18 protein-coding genes are annotated in these 22730 nt (G+C 71.8%); 14 read left to right on the top strand and 4 right to left on the bottom strand.

What is annotated here, in order from left to right; genetic code table 11:
* Nucleotides 1-8 precede the first annotated feature (8 nt).
* On the bottom strand, nucleotides 9-1049 hold the full coding sequence (gene rfbB / locus ACGFIW_RS05630; RefSeq protein ID WP_393311092.1) for a dTDP-glucose 4,6-dehydratase: 1041 nt from the start codon (nucleotides 1047-1049) through the stop codon (nucleotides 9-11).
* A 161-nt stretch (nucleotides 1050-1210) separates the two neighbouring features.
* On the bottom strand, nucleotides 1211-2140 hold the full coding sequence (locus tag ACGFIW_RS05625) for a LysR family transcriptional regulator (RefSeq protein WP_393311091.1): 930 nt from the start codon (nucleotides 2138-2140) through the stop codon (nucleotides 1211-1213).
* A gap of 83 nt (nucleotides 2141-2223) precedes the next feature.
* Here ACGFIW_RS05625 and ACGFIW_RS05620 point away from each other — a divergent pair, with 83 nt between their 5' ends.
* From ACGFIW_RS05620 to ACGFIW_RS05590, 7 genes are all read left to right on the top strand, one after another.
* Complete coding sequence (locus ACGFIW_RS05620; RefSeq protein ID WP_393311270.1) at nucleotides 2224-2907, top strand: succinate dehydrogenase cytochrome b subunit; 684 nt, start codon at nucleotides 2224-2226, stop codon at nucleotides 2905-2907.
* A 1-nt stretch (nucleotide 2908) separates the two neighbouring features.
* Entirely contained in the window at nucleotides 2909-4846 is a 1938-nt protein-coding gene (locus ACGFIW_RS05615; RefSeq protein WP_393311090.1) for a fumarate reductase/succinate dehydrogenase flavoprotein subunit, read from the top strand.
* Entirely contained in the window at nucleotides 4843-5607 is a 765-nt protein-coding gene (locus tag ACGFIW_RS05610; RefSeq protein ID WP_357245649.1) for a succinate dehydrogenase/fumarate reductase iron-sulfur subunit, read from the top strand. Before ACGFIW_RS05615 ends, ACGFIW_RS05610 begins: the two co-directional genes overlap by 4 nt.
* 1613 nt (nucleotides 5608-7220) lie before the next feature.
* Nucleotides 7221-8405 (top strand): zinc-dependent alcohol dehydrogenase, encoded by a 1185-nt coding sequence (locus ACGFIW_RS05605; protein WP_393311089.1) that lies wholly within the window; start codon nucleotides 7221-7223, stop codon nucleotides 8403-8405.
* Nucleotides 8402-9331: an SDR family NAD(P)-dependent oxidoreductase gene (locus tag ACGFIW_RS05600; RefSeq protein WP_393311088.1), complete on the top strand. Its 930-nt coding sequence runs from the start codon at nucleotides 8402-8404 to the stop codon at nucleotides 9329-9331. Before ACGFIW_RS05605 ends, ACGFIW_RS05600 begins: the two co-directional genes overlap by 4 nt.
* A gap of 111 nt (nucleotides 9332-9442) precedes the next feature.
* Nucleotides 9443-10447: a serine hydrolase gene (locus ACGFIW_RS05595; RefSeq protein ID WP_393311087.1), complete on the top strand. Its 1005-nt coding sequence runs from the start codon at nucleotides 9443-9445 to the stop codon at nucleotides 10445-10447.
* Nucleotides 10448-10615: 168 nt separating this feature from the next.
* Nucleotides 10616-11764, top strand: coding sequence for an MBL fold metallo-hydrolase (locus tag ACGFIW_RS05590; protein ID WP_393311086.1), 1149 nt, complete (start codon nucleotides 10616-10618; stop codon nucleotides 11762-11764).
* Nucleotides 11765-11829: 65 nt separating this feature from the next.
* On the opposite strand, the gene ACGFIW_RS05585 is transcribed toward ACGFIW_RS05590, so the two are convergent.
* A complete protein-coding gene (locus ACGFIW_RS05585; RefSeq protein ID WP_393311085.1) occupies nucleotides 11830-13341 on the bottom strand; it encodes a deoxyguanosinetriphosphate triphosphohydrolase family protein in 1512 nt (503 codons plus the stop codon).
* A 193-nt stretch (nucleotides 13342-13534) separates the two neighbouring features.
* Between ACGFIW_RS05585 and ACGFIW_RS05580 the strand changes: the two genes are divergently transcribed.
* The 7 genes from ACGFIW_RS05580 (at nucleotide 13535) to ACGFIW_RS05550 (ending at nucleotide 21544) form a co-directional block, all read left to right on the top strand.
* Entirely contained in the window at nucleotides 13535-16009 is a 2475-nt protein-coding gene (locus ACGFIW_RS05580; protein ID WP_393311084.1) for a Tex family protein, read from the top strand.
* A 263-nt stretch (nucleotides 16010-16272) separates the two neighbouring features.
* Nucleotides 16273-17157 (top strand): aminoglycoside phosphotransferase family protein, encoded by an 885-nt coding sequence (locus ACGFIW_RS05575; RefSeq protein WP_393311268.1) that lies wholly within the window; start codon nucleotides 16273-16275, stop codon nucleotides 17155-17157.
* Nucleotides 17158-17180: 23 nt separating this feature from the next.
* Entirely contained in the window at nucleotides 17181-17615 is a 435-nt protein-coding gene (locus tag ACGFIW_RS05570; RefSeq protein ID WP_393311083.1) for a hypothetical protein, read from the top strand.
* A gap of 275 nt (nucleotides 17616-17890) precedes the next feature.
* Nucleotides 17891-19048 carry a DegT/DnrJ/EryC1/StrS family aminotransferase gene (locus tag ACGFIW_RS05565; protein WP_393311082.1) on the top strand — a complete coding sequence of 386 codons (1158 nt, stop codon included), beginning with the start codon at nucleotides 17891-17893 and terminating at the stop codon, nucleotides 19046-19048.
* Nucleotides 19045-19698: a sugar transferase gene (locus ACGFIW_RS05560; RefSeq protein ID WP_393311081.1), complete on the top strand. Its 654-nt coding sequence runs from the start codon at nucleotides 19045-19047 to the stop codon at nucleotides 19696-19698. The genes ACGFIW_RS05565 and ACGFIW_RS05560 overlap by 4 nt, the downstream gene beginning before the upstream one ends.
* Nucleotides 19695-20342, top strand: a complete 648-nt coding sequence (locus ACGFIW_RS05555; RefSeq protein ID WP_393311080.1) for an acetyltransferase — start codon at nucleotides 19695-19697, stop codon at nucleotides 20340-20342. The genes ACGFIW_RS05560 and ACGFIW_RS05555 overlap by 4 nt, the downstream gene beginning before the upstream one ends.
* Nucleotides 20339-21544 (top strand): glycosyltransferase family 4 protein, encoded by a 1206-nt coding sequence (locus ACGFIW_RS05550; RefSeq protein ID WP_393311079.1) that lies wholly within the window; start codon nucleotides 20339-20341, stop codon nucleotides 21542-21544. The genes ACGFIW_RS05555 and ACGFIW_RS05550 overlap by 4 nt, the downstream gene beginning before the upstream one ends.
* A gap of 61 nt (nucleotides 21545-21605) precedes the next feature.
* Here the strand turns inward: ACGFIW_RS05550 and wecB are convergent, their stop codons facing one another.
* Nucleotides 21606-22730 (bottom strand): non-hydrolyzing UDP-N-acetylglucosamine 2-epimerase, encoded by a 1125-nt coding sequence (gene wecB, locus ACGFIW_RS05545; RefSeq protein ID WP_393311078.1) that lies wholly within the window; start codon nucleotides 22728-22730, stop codon nucleotides 21606-21608.

The raw sequence follows: 22730 nt of genomic DNA, 5'->3' as shown, positions 1-22730 counted from the left end.
CGCGGCGGTCAGCGCGCGTGCAGGGAGAGCCCTCGGGGGCCTGCCACGGTCCGGACGGCGCTGGTCAGCGCCGGGCCGCGGGGCTCCCCGACTGCGGGTGACCACCAGGCCCGGTTCTCCCGGTACCAGCGGAAGACCTCGTCCAGCCCGTCGCCGAACCGGATCTGCGGCGCGAAGCCGAGTTCTTCGGTGATCTTGCGGTAGTCCAGTGAGTAACGCTGGTCCTGCACCTTGCGGTCCGGCACGTGCCGGACCCGTTCCCAGCCGGCGCCGGCCAGCCGCAGGATCCGCTCGGCCAGTGCGCGGTTGGTGAGTTCGAGGTCGCCGCCGATGTTGTAGACCTCGCCGGCCCGACCCTTGGCCAGCACCAGCGCGATGGCCCGGCAGTGGTCGTCCACGTGCAGCCACTCGCGCACCGCGCTGCCGTCGCCGTGCAGGGTGATGTCCTGACCGGTGAGCAGGCTGGTGACGAAGCGCGGAATGACCTTCTCCACGTGCTGGTACGGCCCGTAGTTGTTGGCGCACCGGGTGATCGACACGTCCACGTCGTACGTGCGCCAGTAGGACCGGACCACGCAGTCGCTGGCGGCCTTGGACGCCGCGTACGGGGAGTTGGGCTCCAACGCGCAGCTCTCGTTCCAGGAACCCGCGCTGATCGAGCCGTACACCTCGTCGGTGGAGACGTGCACGACCCGGCCGACGCCGGCGCGGGCGCACGCGGCCAGCAGGTGATGCGAACCCATCACGTTCGTCTCGAAGAACGGCGCCGGGTCGTCGATGGATCTGTCGACGTGGGACTCGGCGGCGAAGTGCACCACGGCGTCGTGCCCCGGCACCACGTCGGCGAGCAACTGTCGGTCGCAGATGTCTCCGCGGACGAACGTCAGGCGGGGATGTGCGAGCGGCAGGTTGGCCCGGTCACTGGCGTAGGTCAGCTTGTCGATCACGGTCACGTCGCAGTGCTCGAACCCGATGTATCGCCCGTCGAGCAGACTGCGCGCGAAATGCGACCCGATGAAGCCAGCACCGCCGGTAACCAGAATCCTCATGGATGGCCTCCCTGCCGGCGAGGAACGCCGTCGGTGAGTCGTACGGAGACGAATGGGGCTTTTGCCCGCAAGGAACCACCTTAGGTGCCAGCCATCAGCACCGGCTGTGATATTTACGCTTTAAGCATGATTTAACTCAGTGGGTCGATTACCGGCTCCGGTCAGAGCGGATCCACGCCCGGTGGGAGGTCGTCGCCGTCGATCGCCGAGTGGATGTAGTCGAGCAGGATCCGCCGGAGTTCCCGGCCGGCGTGCGTCGGTACGACGTCGCGGCGCCGCGCCACCGCGATGGTCCGCCGCACCCCGGGTGGGGCCAGCGGGGTGGCCCGCACGGCTGGCCGACGAGCCAACACGATGCCCGGCACCAACGCGATGCCGAGCCCTGCCTCGACGAAGCTGAGCACCGCGTCCATCTCGCCTCCGTCCACCGCGAAGGTCGGCTCGAAGCCAGCGTCGCGGCACGCCTGGATGGTGGCGTCGCGCAGGTCGTACCCCTCCCGGAACATCACCATCGGCTGGTCGCGCAGGTCGGTGATGTGCAGTTCCCCGGTCGCCGAGGCGGTCGGCACCTCCGCCACCGAGGCCACCACCAGGCTCTCGCGCAGGATCGGGTCGACGCGCAGGCCCGGGTCGGCGCCCTGGGCCGGCATGATGATCAACGCCAGGTCGAGGTCGCCACGGAGCAGGTCACGGACGAGATCCTGAGATCCGCTCTCCTCGACCCGCAGGTCGATGGTGGGGTGGGCGTCGCGGAACCGGCGCAGCACCGGCGGGGCGAGCGAGGTGGCCAGGCTCGGGGTCGCCCCGAGCCGGACCCGACCCCGGCGCAGCCCGACCAGTTCCTGCACCTCTCGGGTGGCGGTCTCCACGTCGGCGAGGATCCGGGTGGCCAACGGCAGCAGCACCTCACCCGCCGCGGTGAGGGCGATGTTGCCCCTTACCCGCTCGAACAGCGGTGCCCCGAGGTCGGCCTCCAGAGCGTGAATTTGCTTACTCAGTGAGGGCTGAGTTATGCCGACGATGTCGGCGGCCTGGGTGAAATGTCGTACTTCGGCCACCGCAACGAAGTACCGCAGCTGATGGAGTTGCATCTACATAGCTTACGGCTATCAACACTACGAGTTTGATGCATTGGACGACTAGTTGAAGTGCTCCTAGCGTCGGTTCCGTGGTCATCACGAAAACTCGGTCGCCCATCCGCTCGAACGTCGGCCTCAAGGCCGTCATGGCGGTGACGGGCATCCTGCTGGCGCTGTTCCTGATCGCGCACATGTTCGGCAACCTGAAGGTGTTCACGGGGGAAACCTCGTTCGACCACTACGCGCACTGGCTGCGCGACATCGGCAAGCCGCTGCTGCCCGGCGTCTGGTTCCTGTGGATCCTGCGTACCGTGCTCGTGGTGGCGGTCGTCGCCCACATCGTGGCGGCCACCGTGCTGGCCCGGCGCGCCCGCGCGGCCCGCCCGGTCAAGTACGCCCACCGCAAGAAGGTCAACGGCAGCTACGCCGCCCGCACGATGCGCTGGGGTGGCGTGATCATCCTGCTCTTCGTGATCTACCACCTGCTGGACCTCACCACCGGCACGCTCAACCCGGTCGGCGACGAGAGCAAGCCGTACGGCAACGTCGTCGCCGACTTCGCGCCGGAGCGCTGGTACGTCACGCTCTTCTACACGCTCGCCATCGTCGCGGTGGGCTTCCACCTGCGCCACGGCGCGTTCAGCGCGTTCCGCAGTCTCGGCCAGCAGACGCCCCGCGGCGAGCGCCGGGCGCGCACCGCCGCGCTGGTCTTCGCCGTGCTGCTGTGCGCCGGATACCTGGTGGTCCCGTTCGCCGTACTCACCGGATTGGTGTCCTGACATGGAACTCTTCACCGAGGGCGACCCGATCGCCGACACCAGGGCTCCCGCCGGCCCGGTCGAGAAGCGTTGGGAGACCCGACGCTTCGAGGCCAAGCTGGTCAACCCCGCCAACCGTCGCAAGATGACAGTAATCGTGGTCGGCACCGGCCTCGCCGGCGGCTCGGCCGCGGCGACCCTGGCCGAGCAGGGCTACCACGTCAAGTCCTACTGCTACCAGGACAGCCCACGCCGGGCACACTCCATCGCGGCACAGGGCGGCATCAACGCGGCGAAGAACTACCGCAACGACGGCGACTCCGTACACCGGCTGTTCTACGACACCGTCAAGGGCGGCGACTTCCGCTCCCGGGAGTCGAACGTGCACCGGCTCGCCGAGGTGTCGGTCAACATCATCGACCAGTGCGTCGCCCAGGGTGTGCCGTTCGCCCGCGAGTACGGCGGCCTGCTGGACACCCGCTCCTTCGGTGGCGCCCAAGTGCAGCGCACCTTCTACGCCCGGGGCCAGACGGGCCAGCAACTGCTGCTCGGCGCGTACCAGGCCCTGGAGCGGCAGATCGGCCTCGGCAACGTCGAGATGAACGCCCGGCACGAGATGCTGGAACTGGTCCTCGTCGACGGCAAGGCCCGGGGCATCGTCGTCCGCGACCTGGTCACCGGCGAGATCAGCACCGAGATGGCCGACGCCGTGGTGCTCGCCTCCGGCGGCTACGGCAACGTCTTCTACCTGTCCACCAACGCCAAGGGCTGCAACGTCACCGCCACCTGGCGGGCACACCGCAAGGGCGCGTACTTCGCCAACCCCTGCTACACGCAGATCCACCCGACCTGCATCCCGGTCTCCGGCGACCACCAGTCGAAGCTGACCCTGATGAGCGAGTCGCTGCGCAACGACGGCCGGGTCTGGGTGCCGAAGACCACGGGCGACGACCGCAGCCCCCAGGACATCCCCGAGGACGAGCGGGACTACTACCTGGAGCGGATCTACCCCTCCTTCGGCAACCTGGTCCCCCGCGACATCGCCTCCCGCGCCGCGAAGAACGTCTGCGACGAGGGCCGGGGCGTCGGCCCGACCAAGCTCGGTGTCTACCTCGACTTCGCCGACGCGATCGGCCGGCTCGGCCGCAAGGCCATCGAGGCCAAGTACGGCAACCTCTTCGAGATGTACGAGCGCATCACCGGCGAGGACCCGTACGAGGTGCCGATGCGCATCTACCCCGCCGTGCACTACACGATGGGCGGCCTGTGGGTCGACTACGACCTCCAGTCGAGCATCCCCGGCCTGTTCGTGATCGGTGAGGCGAACTTCTCCGACCACGGCGCGAACCGCCTCGGCGCCTCGGCGCTGATGCAGGGCCTCGCCGACGGCTACTTCGTCCTGCCCACCACGATCGCCAACTACCTGGCCTCCGGTCCGCTGGAGAAGGTCGACGCCAGCCACCCGGCGGCCGTCGAGGCCCGTACCGACGTCGAGGACCGGATCCAGCGACTGCTCGCGGTCGACGGCGACCGGACCGTGGACTCGTTCCACCGGGAACTGGGCCAGATCATGTGGGAACACTGCGGCATGGAACGCAGCGAGGCCGGGCTGCGCAAGGCGATCGACGAGATCCGCGACCTGCGCGAGCAGTTCTGGCAGCGGGTCAAGGTGTCCGGCACCGGCGAGGAACTCAACCAGTCGCTGGAGAAGGCCGGCCGCGTCGCCGACTTCTTCGAGCTGGCGGAGCTGATGTGCATCGACGCCCTGCACCGCGAGGAGTCCTGCGGCGGCCACTTCCGGGCCGAGCACCAGACCCCCGACGGTGAGGCGCAGCGCGACGACGAGAAGTTCGCGTACGTGGCGGCGTGGGAGTTCACCGCCACCGGTGAACCCTCGGTGCTGCACAAGGAAGACCTGAAGTTCGAATACGTCCACCCCACGCAGCGGAGCTACAAGTGAACCTGACCCTGCGCATCTGGCGCCAGAAGGGCCCTGAGGACAAGGGTCGGATGGTGACCTACCCGGTCGACGACGTGTCCCCCGACATGTCGTTCCTGGAGATGCTCGACGTACTCAACGAGCGGCTGATCCTCGCGGGCGAGGACCCGGTCGCCTTCGACCACGACTGCCGCGAGGGCATCTGCGGCATGTGCGGCCTGATGATCAACGGCGACGCGCACGGGCCGCAGCGCGGCACCACCGCCTGCCAGCTGCACATGCGGCAGTTCACCGACGGCGAGACGATCGACATCGAGCCGTGGCGGGCCAGCGCCTTCCCGGTCATCAAGGACCTGGTCGTCAACCGGGGCGCCTTCGACAAGATCATCGCTGCCGGCGGTTACATCACCGCCCCGACCGGCAGCGCGCCCGAGGCGCACTCCACCCCGGTCGCCAAGGCCAACGCGGACGCCGCCTTCGAGTCGGCGGCCTGCATTGGCTGCGGCGCCTGCGTGGCGGCCTGCCCGAACGGCTCCGGCATGCTCTTCACCGCCGCCAAGCTCACCCAACTCTCGCTGCTGCCGCAGGGCCAGCCGGAGCGCTACACCCGGGTCATCGGCATGGTCGACGCGCACGACGAGGCCGGCTTCGGCGGCTGCACCAACGCCGGCGAGTGCACCCCGGCCTGCCCGAAGGGCATCCCACTGAACACCATCGGCCGCCTCAACCGCGACTACCTCGCGGCCACCGCCAAGGGCGCCGGCAACACCCCCGGCTCCTGAGGCGCCGCGCCACCCGGACCGCCGTACCCCACCTTCGGGGGGTACGGCGGTTTGGCGTTTGCGCTCTCGGCTCAGGGCTTGCGGTCTCGGCTCTGGTTGCTGCGGTCTCGGCTCTGGTTGCTGCGGTCTCGGCTTTGGTTGCGGGGGGGCTGGGGCGACCGTCCCCGGCTCCGGGCGGTCAGGCTTGATCCCTCCGCCGGGGACGGTCGCCCCAGCCCTGACCTTGGTCACGGTGCGTCCGCCGGTTGCGCTCTTCCGGTGGTACGCCGGTGTCCGTCAACCGTCGACGCGCCTCCCGGCCGAGGCGGACCCACGCCGCACACTCCAGCTCGCGCCGCATCGCGCTCCGTCCCGCATCGCGCTCCGTCCCGCATCGCGCTCCGCACCGCATCGCGCTCCGCACCGTCCCGCCCTCGTCGCCTTGCCCCCGTCCTCGTCCTTGCCCACCCCGCCACTCCCCGTGACGCCACGCCCCACCGCATTGCCTCACTTCGCACCCGCTATCCCATGACGCCGCCCGCCCCGCCGCATTGCGCCATCGCACCCGCTACCCCCGCGACGCCCGACCCACCGCCCTGCCTCACTTCGCACCCGCAACCCCGTGACGCCCCCGCCCCGCCGCCTTGCGCCATCGCACCCGCCACCCCCGCGACGCCCGGCCCCATCGCCCCGCCACGCCCTTACCGCACCTTGCCTCGTCGCCACGCCCCGCCGCCCAGCCTCAGACTCCCCGCCCCATCGCCTCGGCCCGCCACGTCTCCCCGCCACGCCCTGGCGTATTCGGATCGCATGGTCCACTCGGGTTTCAGGAAGTCGGGCTGTCGCCGGGCCCTGGATACCGCGACTTCAAGGAACACGAGTTGATCAGCTCGATCTTGCCCTGAAGAACGCGCCAGCTGATCCGACGAAAGGGACAAGGAGGACGGATCGCACAGCATCTGGGTGCAGGTCGGTGCAGGAAGTGCAAGGCGGCCGGTACCGAGTGACCAGCGCAGCGAGAACACGAACGCCAACAGCAGGCAGAGCCGGAAGCAACGAGCCGATCGAGCACCGGGCCAGGCCAGGCCAGGCCAGGAAACACAAGCGCGGACCCACGCGAGCGCAAAGAGCAAACAAGCGCGAAGAACGCACAAGCCCGAAGAACACACGAGCGAACCCCACCCACGCAAGCGCGAAGAGCAGACGAGCAAACCCCACCCACGCAAGCGCGAAGAACACACAGGCGAACCCCACCCACGCAAGCACGAAGAGCAGACGAGGGGCTCCACCCACCCGAGCGCGAAGAACACACAGGCAGACGTCGCCCACGTGGGGGCTGGGGGCGACCGTCCCCGGCGGAGGGATCAAGCCTGACCGCCCGGAGCCGGGGACGGTCGCCCCCAGCCCCGACCGCAACCACCGACAGCCCGCACCACCGACCAAGCCCGCACCACCGACCAAGCCCGCACCATCGAGCAAGCCCGCACCACCGACAGGCCGCACCACCGACCAAGCCCGACCGGCACAACCGACACCAAAGCCAACGGGGCGCGAACCGTAGCCCTCGGGCGCGGCCGGTTCAACTCCTCTCTCCCGGGTAGCAGTCAGGCAGCGACCAAGGGAGGCGACCAGTCATGAAGGCGTTGACGTGGCAGGGCAAGCGGGACGTACGGGTCGAGGAGGTGCCGGACCCGCGGATCGAGGAGCCGACCGATGCGATCGTGAAGATCACGTCGACCGCCATCTGCGGTTCGGATCTGCACCTGTACGAGGTGCTCGGGCCGTACCTCAAGCCCGGTGATGTCCTGGGCCACGAACCGATGGGCATCGTCGAGGAGGTCGGGTCGGAGGTGACCGGGCTCAGGCCGGGTGACCGGGTGGTGGTGCCGTTCAACATCTCCTGCGGCAGTTGTTGGATGTGTAGCCGGCAGCTCTACGCCCAGTGCGAGACCACCCAGGTCACCAGCGAGGGCAAGGGCGCGTCGTTGTTCGGGTACACCTCGCTCTATGGTTCGGTGCCCGGCGGGCAGGCCGAGTACCTGCGGGTCCCGCAGGCCCACTTCGGCCCGATCAAGATTCCGGAGACGGGTGTCGACGAGCGTTACCTCTACCTGTCCGACATCCTGCCCACCGCGTGGCAGGCCGTGAAGTACGCGGACACCCCGCCGGGCGGCACCCTGGCCGTGTTCGGGTTGGGCCCGGTCGGGCAGTTCTGCGCCCGGATCGGCCGTCATCTCGGTGCCGGCCGGGTGATCGGGTTGGACCTGGTGCCCGAGCGGCTGGAGTTGGCCCGCCGGCACGGGATCGAGGTGCTCGACGTGCGCGAGTTGTCCGATGTGCCGGGTGCGCTGATCGACCTGGTCGACGGGCGTGGCCCGGATGCGGTGATCGACGCGGTCGGCATGGAGGCGCACGGCTCACCGGGCGGCAAGCTGGCCCACGCGGCCGTCGGGCTTCTGCCGGACAAGCTGGCCCAGGTGATGACCGACAAGGGCGCCCTGGACCGGCTGTCGGTGCTGCATGCCGCGGTGAAGGCGGTCCGGCGCGGCGGCACCGTGTCGATCTCCGGCGTCTACGGCGGTGAGGTGGACCCGATGCCGCTGATGGAGATGTTCGATCGGGGCATCCAACTGCGGATGGGGCAGTGCCACGTGCGCCGGTGGACCGACGAGATCCTGCCGCTGCTCTCGGGTGACGACGATCCGCTGGGCGTGGAGGACCTGCGTACCCACCGGTTGCCGCTGGCGCGCGCTCCGCAGGCGTACGAGATGTTCCAGAAGAAGGAGGACGGCTGCATCAAGGTCGTGCTCGAACCGTGAGCCGGGTGGTGGTGGTCGTCGGCGCGAGCAGCGGGATCGGCCGGGCGACAGCCCGGGCGTTCGCCGGGCGCGGCGACCGCCTCGTCCTCGCCGCCCGCGCCACCACGACCCTTGCCGAGGTACGCGCGGAGTGCGCCGACGTCGACGTGCTGACCGTACCGACCGACGTCACCGAGCCGGGCGCGTTGCAGGCGCTCGCGGACGCGGCGATCGGTCGGTTCGGCCGCGTCGACGTCTGGGTGCACACGGCGGCGGTGATGGCCTACGGGCGCTTCGACGAGTTGCCCGAGCGGGTCTTCGACCAGGTGGTACGCACCGACCTGCTCGGCGCGGCCGCCTCGGTGCGGGTGGCGCTGCGGCACTTCCGGGCCGTCGGCGCCGGCACCGTCGTTCTCACCGGCTCGGTGCTCGGGCACGTCACCGCGCCGTACATGAGCGCGTACGTGGCCAGCAAGTGGGGGTTGCGGGGTCTGGTCCGGACGGTGCAGCAGGAGCTACGTGACCGCCCGGAGATCCGGCTGTGCCTGGTCAACCCGGGCAGCGTGGACACGCCCGTCTACCAGCAGGCGGCCAACTATCTGGGCCGGATCGGGCGGCCCCCACCGCCGGTCGCCAGCCCGCAGCGGGTGGCCCGGGCCGTCGTGGACTGTGTGGACCGGCCCCGTCGGGAGGTCTCCGTGGGTCGACTCAACGTGGTGCTGCGCGCCGGCTTCACCGTACTGCCGGGGGTCTACGACGTGTTGGTCGGGCCGCTGATGCGGGCGTTGGGCCTCGGTGGACGGCCGGTCGCCGCGCACGACGGCTCGGTCTTCGCCCCGAACCCGGTCGGCGAGGCGGTACGCGGCGGTCACCTCCCCGACCTGCGGTCTCTCCTGTTCGGGCCGGTCGGTGCGGTTGGCACCGCAGTGCGCCGGCGGCTCGGCTGATCTGTTCGGGACTGTTTGCAACAGTTTGGAGTCGTCGTGCGTCGATCAACTCGCCTAGGGTGGTGGGCCAGCAAGCGCTCTGGCGCTCCACAATGGGGGAGACGATTGACCATGCGACTGAACCGTAGGACCGCACTCGGGTTGGGCACGATGGCCACCGCGGGCACGGTGCTGGGTGCCGCCGCTCCGGCGAGCGCCGCCGCGAGCACCGAGGCCGCCCCGACCACCCCCGCCCGGGCTGCCACCCGGGTTGCCTCGATCTTCAGCAGGCACAGCACCGAGGCCGGCGGCAACTGGCAGGCGTACGTCAGCGTGGCCGACCCGGCCGGCACGGCGGTGGTCGCGGTGGCGGCCGACGCGGACCGGCGGATCGAGGCGTACAGCGTCAACAAGATCGCGGTCGCCACGGCGGTGCTCGACAAGGTCGACCGCGGGCTGCTCACCCTGGACCAGCAGGTCGAGGTGACCGCCGCGATCGTCGTGCCGGGCGGTGACGGCATCTTCAGCCTGGACGGCGCGTACCCCAGCAAGGTGACGATCGGGCACGTGCTGGCCAACCTGCTGACCGTGTCGGACGACACCGCGGTACGGCTGTGTGGCCTGGTCGCCCCGGCCGCCGAGATCAACTCCATCCTGGTCGCCAAGGGCTTCCCGAACACCCAGGTCGAGCCGGTGGCCAACCCCAACCGGTTCTTCCTCGGCACCAGCACCCCGCGTGAGACGCACGACCTGCTGCGTGCCCTGGTCGGTGGCACGCTGCTCTCGCCCGCCTCGACCACGTACCTGCTGGGCATCCTGCGCTCCCCGGTGGCGTTCACCGACGGCATCCGGCGCACGATGTCCTCCGACGAGCGGGCGCGGATCGCCACCAAGGCCGGCTGGTACGCCGACGCCCGGCACGAGGCCGGTGTGATCTTCGACCGTTCCGGCGCGGCGGTGCTCACCTACGCGCTGTTCGCCGACGGTCAGGCGGACCCGGACAACTTCGGCGCCACCCACCCGGCGGTGCAGGCCCGCGCCGCCATGGGCCCCAGGTTCCTGGCCGCGGTGGACCGCATCGCGGGCGCGGGCAAGACGTTCCGGATCACGGCCCGCCGCCCCAGCAACGGCGGCTAGCAGGTTAAGGATCAAGCGGGCCCCTCCTCGAAGCCCCTGGCCGCCGCAGGCCGGCCAGGGGCTTCGGCGCACCCGCCCTGGCCCCCGACCGACCCGGCGTGGCGACCGCCGGGGCACCGTTCGGCGCGGGTGACTACCGTGTAGGGCGGACACGTCGGAGGGACGGCAATGGCACGAGCGCGGAACACGGACGTCGAACGGTCGCTCGGGCGGCGGATGCGGGGCGCGGCGGGTCTGGCCGCGCTCGCCGGCCTGGCCTGGGTCGCCCGGGATGTGCCGGCGGCCCTCGGTGGCCGACTCAGCGGGGCCCGGGCCGAACGCGCGGCCCGCTCACCCCAGTTCCGCGAGGGCACCTTCCACAACCGGGCCGGCACCCGCACCATGATCGCCGAACCGGGGCGCAACCTGCTCCGCGAGCTGATCTTCGGCAAGCAGAAGCGGCGGCCCACCGCCCCCGTGCCGCTGCTGCGCCCCAGCGTCGGCGCGCCGCAGTCGTCCGACACCGCCGACGAGCTCAACATCGTCTGGTACGGGCACGCCTCGACGCTGATCGAGATCGAGGGCCGGCGGGTGCTGCTCGACCCGGTGTGGAGCGACCGCTGCTCGCCGTCCGGGCTGGTCGGCCCGCGTCGGCTGCACGAACCACCGGTCGGCATCGACGAGCTGCCCCCGCTGGACGCCATCCTCATCTCGCACGACCACTACGACCACCTCGACATGGCCACCGTGCGAGCGCTGCTGGCCGGGCAGTCCGCGCCGTTCCTGGTGCCGCTCGGTGTGGGCGCGCACCTGGACCGTTGGGGCGTACCGGCCGAGCGGATCATCGAGCTGGACTGGTCCGAGTCGCACCGGGTCGCCGGGCTGGAGATCACCGCCACCGCCGCGCAGCACTTCTCCGGTCGCGGGTTGCGCCGCGACGGCACCCTGTGGAGCTCCTGGGTGGTGGCCGGGGCGCGCCGCAGGGTCTTCTACACCGGCGACTCCGGCTACTTCGACGGGTACGCGGAGATCGGTGCCGAGCACGGCCCGTTCGACGTGACGCTGATGCAGATCGGCGCGTACGACCGGGCCTGGCCGACGATCCACATGTTCCCCGAGGAGGCCGTCAGCGCCCACCTCGACCTGCGCGGTGGGCTGTTCGTCCCGGTGCACTGGGCGACGTTCAACCTGGCCCTGCACGACTGGTCCGAGCCGGTCGACCGGCTGTGGGCCGAGGCGAAGGCCCGCGACGTGCGGCTCGCCGTGCCCCGCCCGGGGGAACGGGTGGTGGTCGACGAGCCGCCCGCTGTCGACGGCTGGTGGCAGGCCATCGCCTGAACCAGGCCACGGCAGGCATCGCCTGAACCAGGCCACGGCGGGCATCGCCTGCGGGGGCAGGCCGCTCAGAGCACGAACGCGTCGGTCCAGAGGGCACCGGACCGGCCGGACAGCGCGTCCAGCATGGCTACCGCCTGACCGTCGGTGAGTTGCGCGACGAAATCCACGATGGCCCGGCCCCGGGCCCGCCCGATCCGGTCCGGGGTACGCGGGTGCAGCTCCGCCTCGGCCAACTCGACCAGGTCGTGCAGCCGGCGGGGCAACCGGGACTCCTCCTCCGGGTCGAGCAGCCACTCCCAGAGCGCCTCGACAAGCGTGCCCAGCAGTCGGGCCTGGCCGCGCTGGTGCAGGGCGAGATCCGGGCGGGCCAGCACGAACCGGTGGTGGACGAACTTGAGCACCTGCACCTCGTGCCACTGCGCACCGCCGAGGAGCACGTGCCCGGAGCGCACCGAGGGCGCGTCGGTCACCGTGATCGCCTCGACGAAACGCGTGGACCAGCGGGCGGAGAACCGCGCCACGTACTGCTCGGCCTCGATCGAGCCGTCGAACGGCATCGCCAGCAGCCCGTCGACCAACTCCTCACGGACGTGCTCGACGGCGGCGGCGAAGGCGTCGTCGTCGGCGATCCAGGCGTCCTTGCGGTGCAACTGCCGGCGGAGCCGCTCGATCGCCGCACCGGGCCGTCGCGCCGCGGTGGCCAGCGCCGCGTCGGTGATCGCCCGCAGTTGCCCGCTCTCGCGCTGCCAGGCCATCAGCTCGGCGGAGACCGACCCCTGTTGGAGCACACCGACCCGGTAGAAGTCCTCCACGTCGTGGATGGCGTACGCGATGTCGTCGGCGGTGTCCATCACCGACGCCTCCACGGTCTGCTGCCAGTCCGGGATGCGGCCGGTGAACGGCTCCCGCGCCTGCCGCAGGTCGTCCAGCTCGGTGCGGTACGCGCCGAACTTCGACGAGCCGCTCTCCGGGTCGTCCGGCGGCGGGGTGGCTCCGCGCGGCGGCGGGTCCATGGTGCGGGGGTGCGGGTCGGGGTGGTCCAGCCGGGTCCACGGGTATTTCAGCATCGCCGCGCGGACCGCCGCGGTCAGGTCCAAGCCGGTGGTGGCCGCGCCCCGGATCTCGGTGCTGGTGACGATCCGGTACGACTGGGCGTTGCCCTCGAACCCGTCCGCGAGGCCGAGGCGTTGGCGGGCCAGTCGGTCCAGCACCCGCTCGCCCAGGTGACCGAACGGCGGGTGACCGAGGTCGTGGGCGAGCGCGGCGGCCTCCACCACGTCGGGGTCGCAGCCGCCAAGCTTGTCCAGCAGGTCACGCCACCGCTCGTCGGCGTTCAGCCGCTCGGCTACCGCCCGGGCGACCTGGGCGACCTTCAGGCTGTGGGTGAGTCGGTTGTGCACCAGCAGCCCGGAGCCGACCGGGCTGATCACCTGGGTGACACCGCCGAGGCGGGCGAAGAACGGCGAGCCGACGATCCGGTCCCGGTCGGCGCGGAACGGGTTGGCCGTCAGGTCGCCGAGGGCCCGGGCGCTGCCGCCGAAGAGCCGCCGGGCGCGCGGCTCCGCAGGTGTTTCCATGATCGCCACGCTAGCGCAGGCCCGCCCGGGCCGTCTCGGGGTCACCCCGCCGGACGCGGCGGTTCAGCCCGGCCGGACGGGACGGATCAACCCCGTCGGGCGGGACGGATCAACTCGGCCGGGCGCGGCGACAGCGCACCGGGCCGCCCGGCACAATGCAGGCGGTACCCACTCCCGAAGGCGGATCGAGATCGTGACCCAGTCTGTTCATCAGCGGATCGCCGACGAGCTCGGCGTGGCCGAGCGTCAGGTGCGGGCGGCCGTGGAGCTGCTCGACGGCGGCGCGACCGTGCCGTTCATCGCCCGTTACCGCAAGGAGGCCACCGGCCTGCTCGACGACACCCAGTTGCGCACGCTGGAGGAGCGGCTGCGCTATCTGCGCGAGCTGGACGAGCGACGGGCGGCGGTGCTGGAGTCCATCCGCGGCCAGGGCAAGCTGGACGAGGCCCTGGAAGCGCAGATCATGGCCGCCGACTCGAAGTCCCGGCTGGAGGACATCTACCTGCCGTACAAGCCGAAGCGGCGCACCCGGGCGCAGATCGCCCGGGAGGCCGGGCTCGCGCCGTTGGCCGAGACGCTGCTGGCCGACCCCGGCCAGGACCCGCGGGCCACGGCCGCCGGGTTCGTCGATGCGGAGAGGGGCGTCGCGGACGCCGCCGCCGCACTGGAGGGCGCCCGCGCCATCCTGATCGAGACCTTCGCGGAGGACGCCGACCTGATCGGCACGCTGCGCGAGCAGATGTGGTCGCGGGGCCGGCTGGTTTCCCGGGTACGCGACGGTCAGGAGACCGCCGGCGCCAAGTTCGCCGACTACTTCGACTTCTCCGAGCCGTACCCGAAGCTGCCCTCGCACCGGATCCTGGCCATGTTCCGGGGCGAGAAGGAGGGCGTGCTCGACCTGACGATGGAGTCGGAGGAGGCCGGTGAGGCGGACGCGGTGCCGACCGGCCCGACCCGCTACGAGGCGGCCATCGCCGGCCGGTTCGGGGTGTCCGACGCGGGCCGCCCGGCCGACCGTTGGCTGGCCGACACGGTCCGCTGGGCGTGGCGTACCCGGATCCTCATCCACCTCGGCGCGGACCTGCGGATGCGGCTGTGGCAGGCGGCCGAGGAGGAGGCGGTACGCGTCTTCGCCACCAACCTGCGCGACCTGCTGCTGGCCGCGCCGGCCGGCACCCGCCCGACGATGGGCCTGGACCCGGGCCTACGGACCGGCGTGAAGGTGGCAGTGGTGGACGCCACCGGCAAGGTGCTCGCCACCGACACCATCTACCCGCACGAGCCGCGCCGGCAGTGGGACGCATCCGTCGAGACCCTCGCCCGGCTGGCCGGGGCGCACGGGGTGGAGCTGGTCGCCATCGGCAACGGCACCGCCTCGCGGGAGACCGACAAGCTGGCCGCTGACCTGATCAAGCGGCACCCGCAGCTCAACCTGACCAAGGTGATGGTCTCCGAGGCTGGCGCGTCGGTCTACTCGGCCTCCGCGTACGCCTCGCAGGAGCTGCCGGGGATGGACGTGTCGCTGCGCGGGGCGGTGTCCATCGCCCGCCGCCTCCAGGACCCGCTCGCCGAGCTGGTCAAGATCGACCCGCGGTCGATCGGGGTCGGGCAGTACCAGCACGACCTGTCCGAGGTGAAGCTGTCCCGGTCGCTGGACGCGGTGGTGGAGGACTGCGTCAACGCGGTCGGGGTGGACGTCAACACGGCCTCCGCGCCGCTGCTGACCCGGGTCTCCGGGATCGGCGCCGGGCTGGCCGAGAACATCGTGTTGCACCGGGACGCCAACGGGCCGTTCCGGTCGCGTACCGAGTTGAAGAAGGTGGCGCGGCTCGGGCCGAAGGCGTTCGAGCAGTGCGCCGGCTTCCTGCGCATCCCCGACGGCGACGACCCGCTGGACTCCTCCAGCGTGCACCCCGAGGCGTACCCGGTGGTGCGCCGGATCCTCGCCAGCACCGGGCAGGACCTGCGCTCGGTGATCGGGAGGAGCGCGATCCTGCGCGGGTTGCGGGCCACCGACTTCGTCGACGACCGGTTCGGCCTGCCCACCGTCACCGACATCCTCGCCGAGCTGGAGAAGCCGGGCCGCGATCCCCGGCCGGAGTTCCGCACCGCCACCTTCGTCGAGGGGGTGGAGAAGATCGGCGACCTGACCCCGGGCATGGTGCTGGAGGGTGTGGTCACCAACGTGGCCGCGTTCGGCGCCTTCGTGGACGTCGGGGTGCACCAGGACGGCCTGGTGCACGTGTCGGCGATGTCCCGGACCTTCGTCAAGGACCCCCGCGAGGTGGTCAAGTCCGGTGACGTGGTGCGGGTGCGGGTGCTCGACGTGGACGTACCCCGCAAGCGGATCTCGCTGACCCTGCGCCTGGAAGACGAGCCGGCCCCCGCCGGTGGCGGTGGTCGGACGAGCCAGGAGGGACGCGGCGGCCCGGCCCAGCGCGGACCGCAGGGTGGACGCGGCGGGCAGGACGGTCGCGGCGGTTCCGGTGGCGGCCAGGGCGGCTCCGGCGGGCGCGGTGGCCAGGGCGGGTCCGGCGGCCAGGGCGGGCGCGGCGGGTCCGGCGGGCGCGGCGGGCAGGGCGCACGGGGTGGGCAGCAGCGGCAGGGCGCGCCGGCGCCGGCCAACGACGCGATGGCGGAGGCTCTGCGCCGCGCTGGATTGGCCTGATTCCTCAGTCGACGCGAGCAGGCGCCCGGGATGCCGCGCAGAGCGGTCGTCCTCGGCGCCACCCGGGCTCCGGACGCGCGGTGGCCGACTCCTCGGGCCGGCGGTCGCTGTAGAGCTGCCCCAGACCTGGGGCAGCTCTACAGGGCGCGTTCGAGGTTGGAGGTACCGGGCGCGGCCTTCGTGACCGTGCCAGCCAGCGGCGCGCGGGCGGGGGTAATCGGCTCGCGCGGCGGTGGGGTCTGCGTGATGATCTCGCGGTGCGGATGCATGTCGACCAGGTGGATGTGAGCACGGAGGTGGTCGCCGCGCTGGTGGCCGAGCAGTTTCCCCAGTGGCGGGGACTGCCGGTGCACGCTCTCCCCTCGGCCGGCACGGTGAACGCCCTGTTCCGGCTCGGTACGGAGTTCGTGCTGCGGTTTCCGCTGCGGCCCTCCGCCGATCCTGAGCTGGGCGCCGCCCTGCGGCGGGAGCAGGAGCACGCCGTGCTGCTCGCCGCGCACCTGCCGGTCGCGGTGCCCGAGCCACTCGGCCTCGGTGCGCCGGGCGACGGGTACCCGGGGCCGTGGACGGCGTACCGGTTCATCCCCGGGGAGACGGCGCAGCCGGACCGGATCGGCGACGCCGACGTCTTCGCCCGCGACCTGGCCGCCGTCGTGGTCGCCCTGCACGGCATCGACAGCGGCGGACGGTCGTGGTCCGGGTCCGGTCGGGGTGGGCCGCTGGCCGACAAGGATGCCGACGTACGGGCTGCCCTCGCCGTCAGTGGCGAACTCACCGACACCGCCGCGCTCGCCCGGGTGTGGGACCGGTGCCGGCAGGCGGGTCGGGTCGACCCGGCCGACGTGTGGATCCACGCCGATCTGATGCCGGGCAATCTGCTGGTCCGCGATGGCCGCCTGGTCGCGGTCATCGACCTGGAGTCGGTCAAGGTCGGCGACCCGGCGGTGGACCTGATGCCGGCGTGGAACATGTTCGACGCCGGGGCGCGGGAGACGTACCGGCGGGCGTTGGGCGTGGACGACGCCACCTGGGAGCGGGGGCGCGGTTGGGCGCTGGAACAGGCGATCAACGCACTGCCGTACTACGTGGAGACGAACCCGGTGATGGCCGGCATCGCCCGGCGCACCCTGCTGGCCGTACTCGACTGAGTCGGGTCGCGTACCGTCGGCTCGTGGGTGAGGGCGACGGCCGTGAGTGGCGGGAGCGGCAGCGGCAGGCGGTGCGGGCGCACGCCGACGCGGACGCGCGGCGGCGGGCCGCCGAGCAGTCGCAGGCGGCGGAGTTGGTGGCCTGGTTCGTGGCCGAGGCGACCCGTCGTGGGTTGCCCACCACCCGGCTGGTGGCCCGCGGCTACGACGGGCGCGGGCGCTACCGGACGAGGCTGACCGGCTGGTACGTCGACCGGGCCGCGACCCGGGCGGTGGACGTGGACGGCCGGTTCCACCTGTTGACGGTGCCCGGCGGCGTGCGGGCCCGGCTGTTCGGGGTCGACCCGCAGCCCAGCCCGGCGCCGTTGGTGATCGGGGCGGGAGGCCGCGACGGCGAGTCGATCCCGTTGCGGACGCTGCTCACCCGGCTGCTGGACGACGGGCCCCACACCCGGTAGGCGACGGCCACCGACAGCCTGCCGGCCACGGCCGGCGGGATACGCCCACACGCGGCAGCGCCACGCCGTGCGGTGTCGGCCGGGCAATCACCACCGGGTGTCGCGCTCGTTCTCCCTGGTGTGGCCAGCCGACAGTGGCCTCCGATCTAGCGGAGTCGCCACTTTGTCGGCCAAAGCACGCACAAGCCCCGATACCGGCTGATACAACCATTGTGGTCTTCCCTATCGTCCGATCGGAGGCGCCATCCGTGGATCTGATCCACCACCGTCCGCCAGTGGCGCGCAGCGGCGGACCAGGCGTCGTCGACCCGGTCTTCCTCTCCCCGCCCGACGTCGGCGAGTTGGAGGAGTCCTACCTGCTGCGCGCCATCCGGGCCGGGCGCTTCGACCCGGACGGGCCGGAGCTGGGCGCGTTCGAGCAGGAGCTCGCCGCACGGGTCGGCGTGGGTCACGCGCTCGGGCTCTCCTCCGGCACCGCCGCCCTGCACCTGGCACTGCTCGCCGTCGGCGCGGGCCCGGAGACCGTGGTGGTGGTGCCCACGCTCACGTTCGCCGCCACCGCCAACGCGGTCACCTACACCGGCGCCGAACCGGTCTTCGTGGACTGTGAGGCGTCCACTGGCAACCTCGACGTCGACCTGCTCTCCGACCTGCTCGGTCGTCTCGTCGACGCGGGCCGACGGGTCGCCGCCGTGCTGAGCGTGGACATCAACGGCCGGTGCGCCGACTACGACAGGTTGCTGCCGCTCTGCGCGGCCATGGGCGTCCCGGTGGTGGAGGACGCGGCGCAGGCCCTCGGCTCGACCTACCGGGGGCGGTGTGCGGGCACGTTCGGCCGGGTGGGGATCTACTCGTTCAGCCACAACAAGGTGATGACCACCACGGGCGGCGGGATGCTGGTCTCCGACGACCCCGCGCTTGTCGCCCGAGCCCGCCACCTCGCCACCCAGGCCCGCGAGCCGGTGTCGCACTACGAGCACCGCGACGTGGGCTACAACTACCGGCTCAGCACGTTGCTCGCCGCGCTCGGCCGCGCCCAGCTCACCCGACTGGACAGCATGATCGCCCGGCGGCGGGCCCTGCGCAACAGGTACGCGCGGCTCTTCGGCGGCGTGACCGGCACCCGGATCCTCGGCGCCGGTGACCCCGGCTCGAACTGTTGGCTGACCTCCGTGGTCGTCGAACCGGAGCGGACCGGCTGGCAGCCCGCCCAACTCGCCGAGCACCTGGCCAGCCACGGGGTGGAGTGCCGCCCGATGTGGAAACCGATGCACCGCCAACCGGTGTACGCCGACCGGCAGGTCGCCCGCACCGGTGTCGCCGACGGCCTCTTCGCCACCAGCCTGTCCCTGCCCAGCGGCTCCGCCCTCACCGACGACCAGGTGGAGCGCGTGTTCGCCGCGATCACCGAGTTTCTGGACGGACACCGATGAACCGGCCCTACGACATCGTGAAACGCGTGCTGGACGTGGTCCTGGCCGCCACCGGCCTGCTGCTGGCGTCACCGGTGCTCGCCGCGGTGGCGCTGGCCGTCCTGGTCACCATGGGTCGGCCCGTGCTGTTCCGGCAGGCCCGCCCGGGTCGGTACGGCGAGCTGTTCCACCTGGTGAAGTTCCGTTCGATGACCCTCGGCGGCGAGGACGAGGCGCCGGCCAACGACGCGGCCCGGCTCACCACCTTCGGTCGGTGGCTGCGCACGACGAGCCTCGACGAGCTGCCGCAGTTGTGGAACGTGCTGCGCGGCGAGATGAGCCTGGTCGGGCCGCGTCCCCTGCTGCCGGCGTACCTGAGCCGCTACAGCCCGGAGCAGCTTCGCCGGCACGACGTCCGCCCCGGCATCACCGGCCTCCAACAGGTGTACGGGCGTAACGCGCTGAGTTGGGACGATCGCTTCGCCCTCGACGTGCGCTACGTGCGGCAGCGCTCGCTCGCCCTGGACCTGCGGATCCTGCTGCGCACGGTACGCACCGTCGTGCGCCGGGAGGGGATCACCGCGGCCGGTGCGGCCACCGCCCACGAGTTCCTCGGCCCGGCGGAGCTGGTCCGCGCCGGTGGTCACGGGCCGGCGGAGGGTCGCCGGTGAGCCTGGACATCGTCGTCGTCGGCTGCGGCGGGCACGGCCGGGAGGTGCTCGGCATCGTCCGGGCCGTCAACGCCGCCGCCCAAAGCGGTCCGGTGTGGCGGGTACGCGGCTTCGTCGACGACAGTCCCAGCGAGGTCAACCTGAAACGGGTGCAGCGGCTGGAGGTGCCCTACCTCGGCGGCACCGCCCGCCTGGGCGAGCAGCCCGCCGGCACCCACCTGGCGATGGGCATCGGGGATCCGACCGCGCGACGGTCGGTGGACCAGCGGCTGGCCGCGTACCGGCTGCCGGCGGCGGTGTTGGTGCACCCGGACGCCACGGTCGGCCCGGACACCGTCTACGGCGAGGGTCTGATCGTGTTTCCGGGTGCCCGGGTCACCACGAACGTCACCCTCGGTCGGCACGTGCACCTCAACCAGAACAGCGCGGTGGCGCACGACTGCGAGGTGGGCGACCACGTGTCGGTCAACCCGTTGGCGGCGGTCTCCGGCGACTGCCACCTGGGCGACGGTGTGCTGATCGGGGCCGGTGCCGTGGTGTTGCAGAGGCTGCGGGTCGGCACCGGCGCCACCGTCGGTGCCGGGGCCTGCGTGGTCCGCGACGTCCCCGCCGGCACTGTGGTCAAGGGAGTCCCGGCCCGGTGAGCGTCGGCCCCCGCGCGAACCGTCCGCTCGGTGTCCGCCAGCTACGGATCGCGGTGGTGGTCAAGACCAACACCGGCGGGCTGTGGCTGCTGCCGCAGGTCGAGGAGTTGCGGCACCGGGGGCACGAGGTGACGGTCGTACTGCCGCAGGGCACCGGGCGGCTCACCGACGAGTTGGAGCACCGCGGCGTCGAGGTACTCAGCTCCCCGTACGACTTCACCATGGGCCGGTACGCGCCCGTCGGGCTGCTGCTGTTGCGCGCGCTGTTGCGCCGGCTGCGCCCGGACGTGGTGCAGTACCACCTGATCGCGTCGGCGTACGCGGTGCGGTTGGCCACCCTGGGCCTGCCGGTGCGCCGGGTGCACATGGTGGCCAACCCGGCGTACCTGGAATCCCGGTTGGTCCGGTCGGTGGAGCGGTTGCTGTGGCGGCTCGACGACGTGGTGATCTGCGGCTGCCGGTACGCCTCGGCCCGGTACGGCGAGTTGGGGTGTCCGCCGCACCGTCGCCCGGTCGCGGTGTACGGGGTGGACACCGACGCGTTCAGCCCGGACGCCACGGGCCCGGATCAGCGGGCCAAGCTGCGCGCCGAGTTGGGCATCGACCAGGGCGTGTTCCTGGCGGTGATGGTCGCACACGTCTACCCGCCCACCTGGTTGATCCACTCGGGTCGGGGGGTGAAGGGGCACGAGGTGTTGCTGGCCGCGTGGCGGACGTTCCGCCGCCGACACCCGGGCGCGCACCTGCTGCTGGTCGGTGGCGGCTGGACGGCCGCCGGTGAGAACTACCGGCGGCAGCTCGGCGAACGCTTCGGCATCGCCGGCGACCCGGGAATCACCTGGGTGGAGTCGGTCGCGGACGTGCGGCCCTGTTACGCCGCCGCGGATGTCAGCGTCTCCCCGTCGCTTGGTGACGGCCCCGGTGCGGCGGTTCAGGCTGGCGCGATGGGTGTGCCGAGCATCGTCAGCGCCGCCGGTGGCCTGCCCGAGGCGGTGACCGATCGCTGCGGCTGGGTCGTTCCGCCTGGTGATCCGGCGGCGTTGGTGGAGGCGCTCGACTCGGCGTACCGGGGTTGGGTCGCCGGCACGCTCAGTTTGTCCGGCCGGTTGGCCCGCCGCCACGTCCTGACGTCCTTCGACGACCTGCGGGCGGCGGCCGAGGTGGCGGACATCGTGGAGGACGTGGCGGCCGGGCGGCGGTGAACACGACGGTGGGCGGCCGGTGGTCGGTCCCGCCGGACCACCGACCGCCCACCGCGGTGCCTCAGTGCCGGATGCCGGCCCAGTCGTGGTGTCGACGCACGGTGGAGAGGATGAAGTCGACAACCCGCCGGGAGGTGTCCGGCACCTGGTAGTCGACCGGGCAGGGCACGCCCTGCGCGGCGACCTGCGCCACCGTCACCTCGACCGCCTCGACCACGCCCTGCGGGTCGAGACCGGTCATGATGATCCCGCCCGCGTCGAGCGCCTCCGGGCGTTCGATGGACTCGCGCAGGGTGACCGCGGGAAAGCCGAGGATGGCGGCCTCCTCACTGATCGTGCCGCTGTCGGAGAGGGTGCAGAACGCCTTGGTCTGTAGGTGCACGTAGTCGAGCAGTCCGAACGGATCGTGGAAGGCGATGCCGTCCAGCGCGCTGGCGTCCGGGGCGAGGGCCTCCAACCGTTTGCGGGTACGCGGGTGGGTGGAGACCAGCACCGGGTAGCCCCAGCGGTCGCGGACCGCGACCAGGCAGTCCAGCAGCCGCCGCAGCCGGTCGGGCCGGTCCACGTTCTCCTCCCGGTGCGCGCTGACCAGGAAGTACCGGCCGTGGTCCAGCTCCAGTTGCCGCAGGATCGTCGAGCTGGCGATCGGTGCCCGGTAGTGCTCCAGCACCTCCCGCATCGGCGAGCCGGTGTGCAGGATCCGGCGCGGGTGCAGGCCCTCGGCGAGCAGGTTGCGCCGGGCGTGTTCGGTGTAGACGAGGTTGAAGTCGGCCACGTGGTCGACGAGTCGCCGGTTCGTCTCCTCCGGCACGTTGAGGTCGAAGCAGCGGTTGCCGGCCTCCATGTGGTAGACCGGCACCCGCATCCGGCGGGCCATCAGGGCCGCGATGCAGCTGTTGGTGTCGCCGAGCACGAGCAGCGCGTCGGGCCGCAGTTCGGCGATCGCCGTCTCCATGCCGACCAGCACTCCGCCGAGCACCCGGCCCAACGACGCGGTGTCGACGCGCAGGAACCGGTCCGGTTCGCGCAGCCGCAGCTCCTTGAAGAACACGTCGGAGAGGGTGCTGTCCCAGTTCTGCCCGGTGTGCACCAGCACGTGGTCGACGGTCTCGTCCAACCGGCTGAGCACCCGGGACAGTCGGATGATCTCGGGACGGGTGCCGACGACTGTCATCACGCGGGTCAT

Origin of the sequence: Micromonospora sp. NPDC048935 (genome assembly GCF_043197875.1) — a bacterium.
Taxonomy (GTDB): domain Bacteria; phylum Actinomycetota; class Actinomycetes; order Mycobacteriales; family Micromonosporaceae; genus Micromonospora.
The sequence above is the reverse complement of the archived record's forward strand: the minus strand, read 5'-3'. Positions and strand labels throughout refer to the sequence as shown.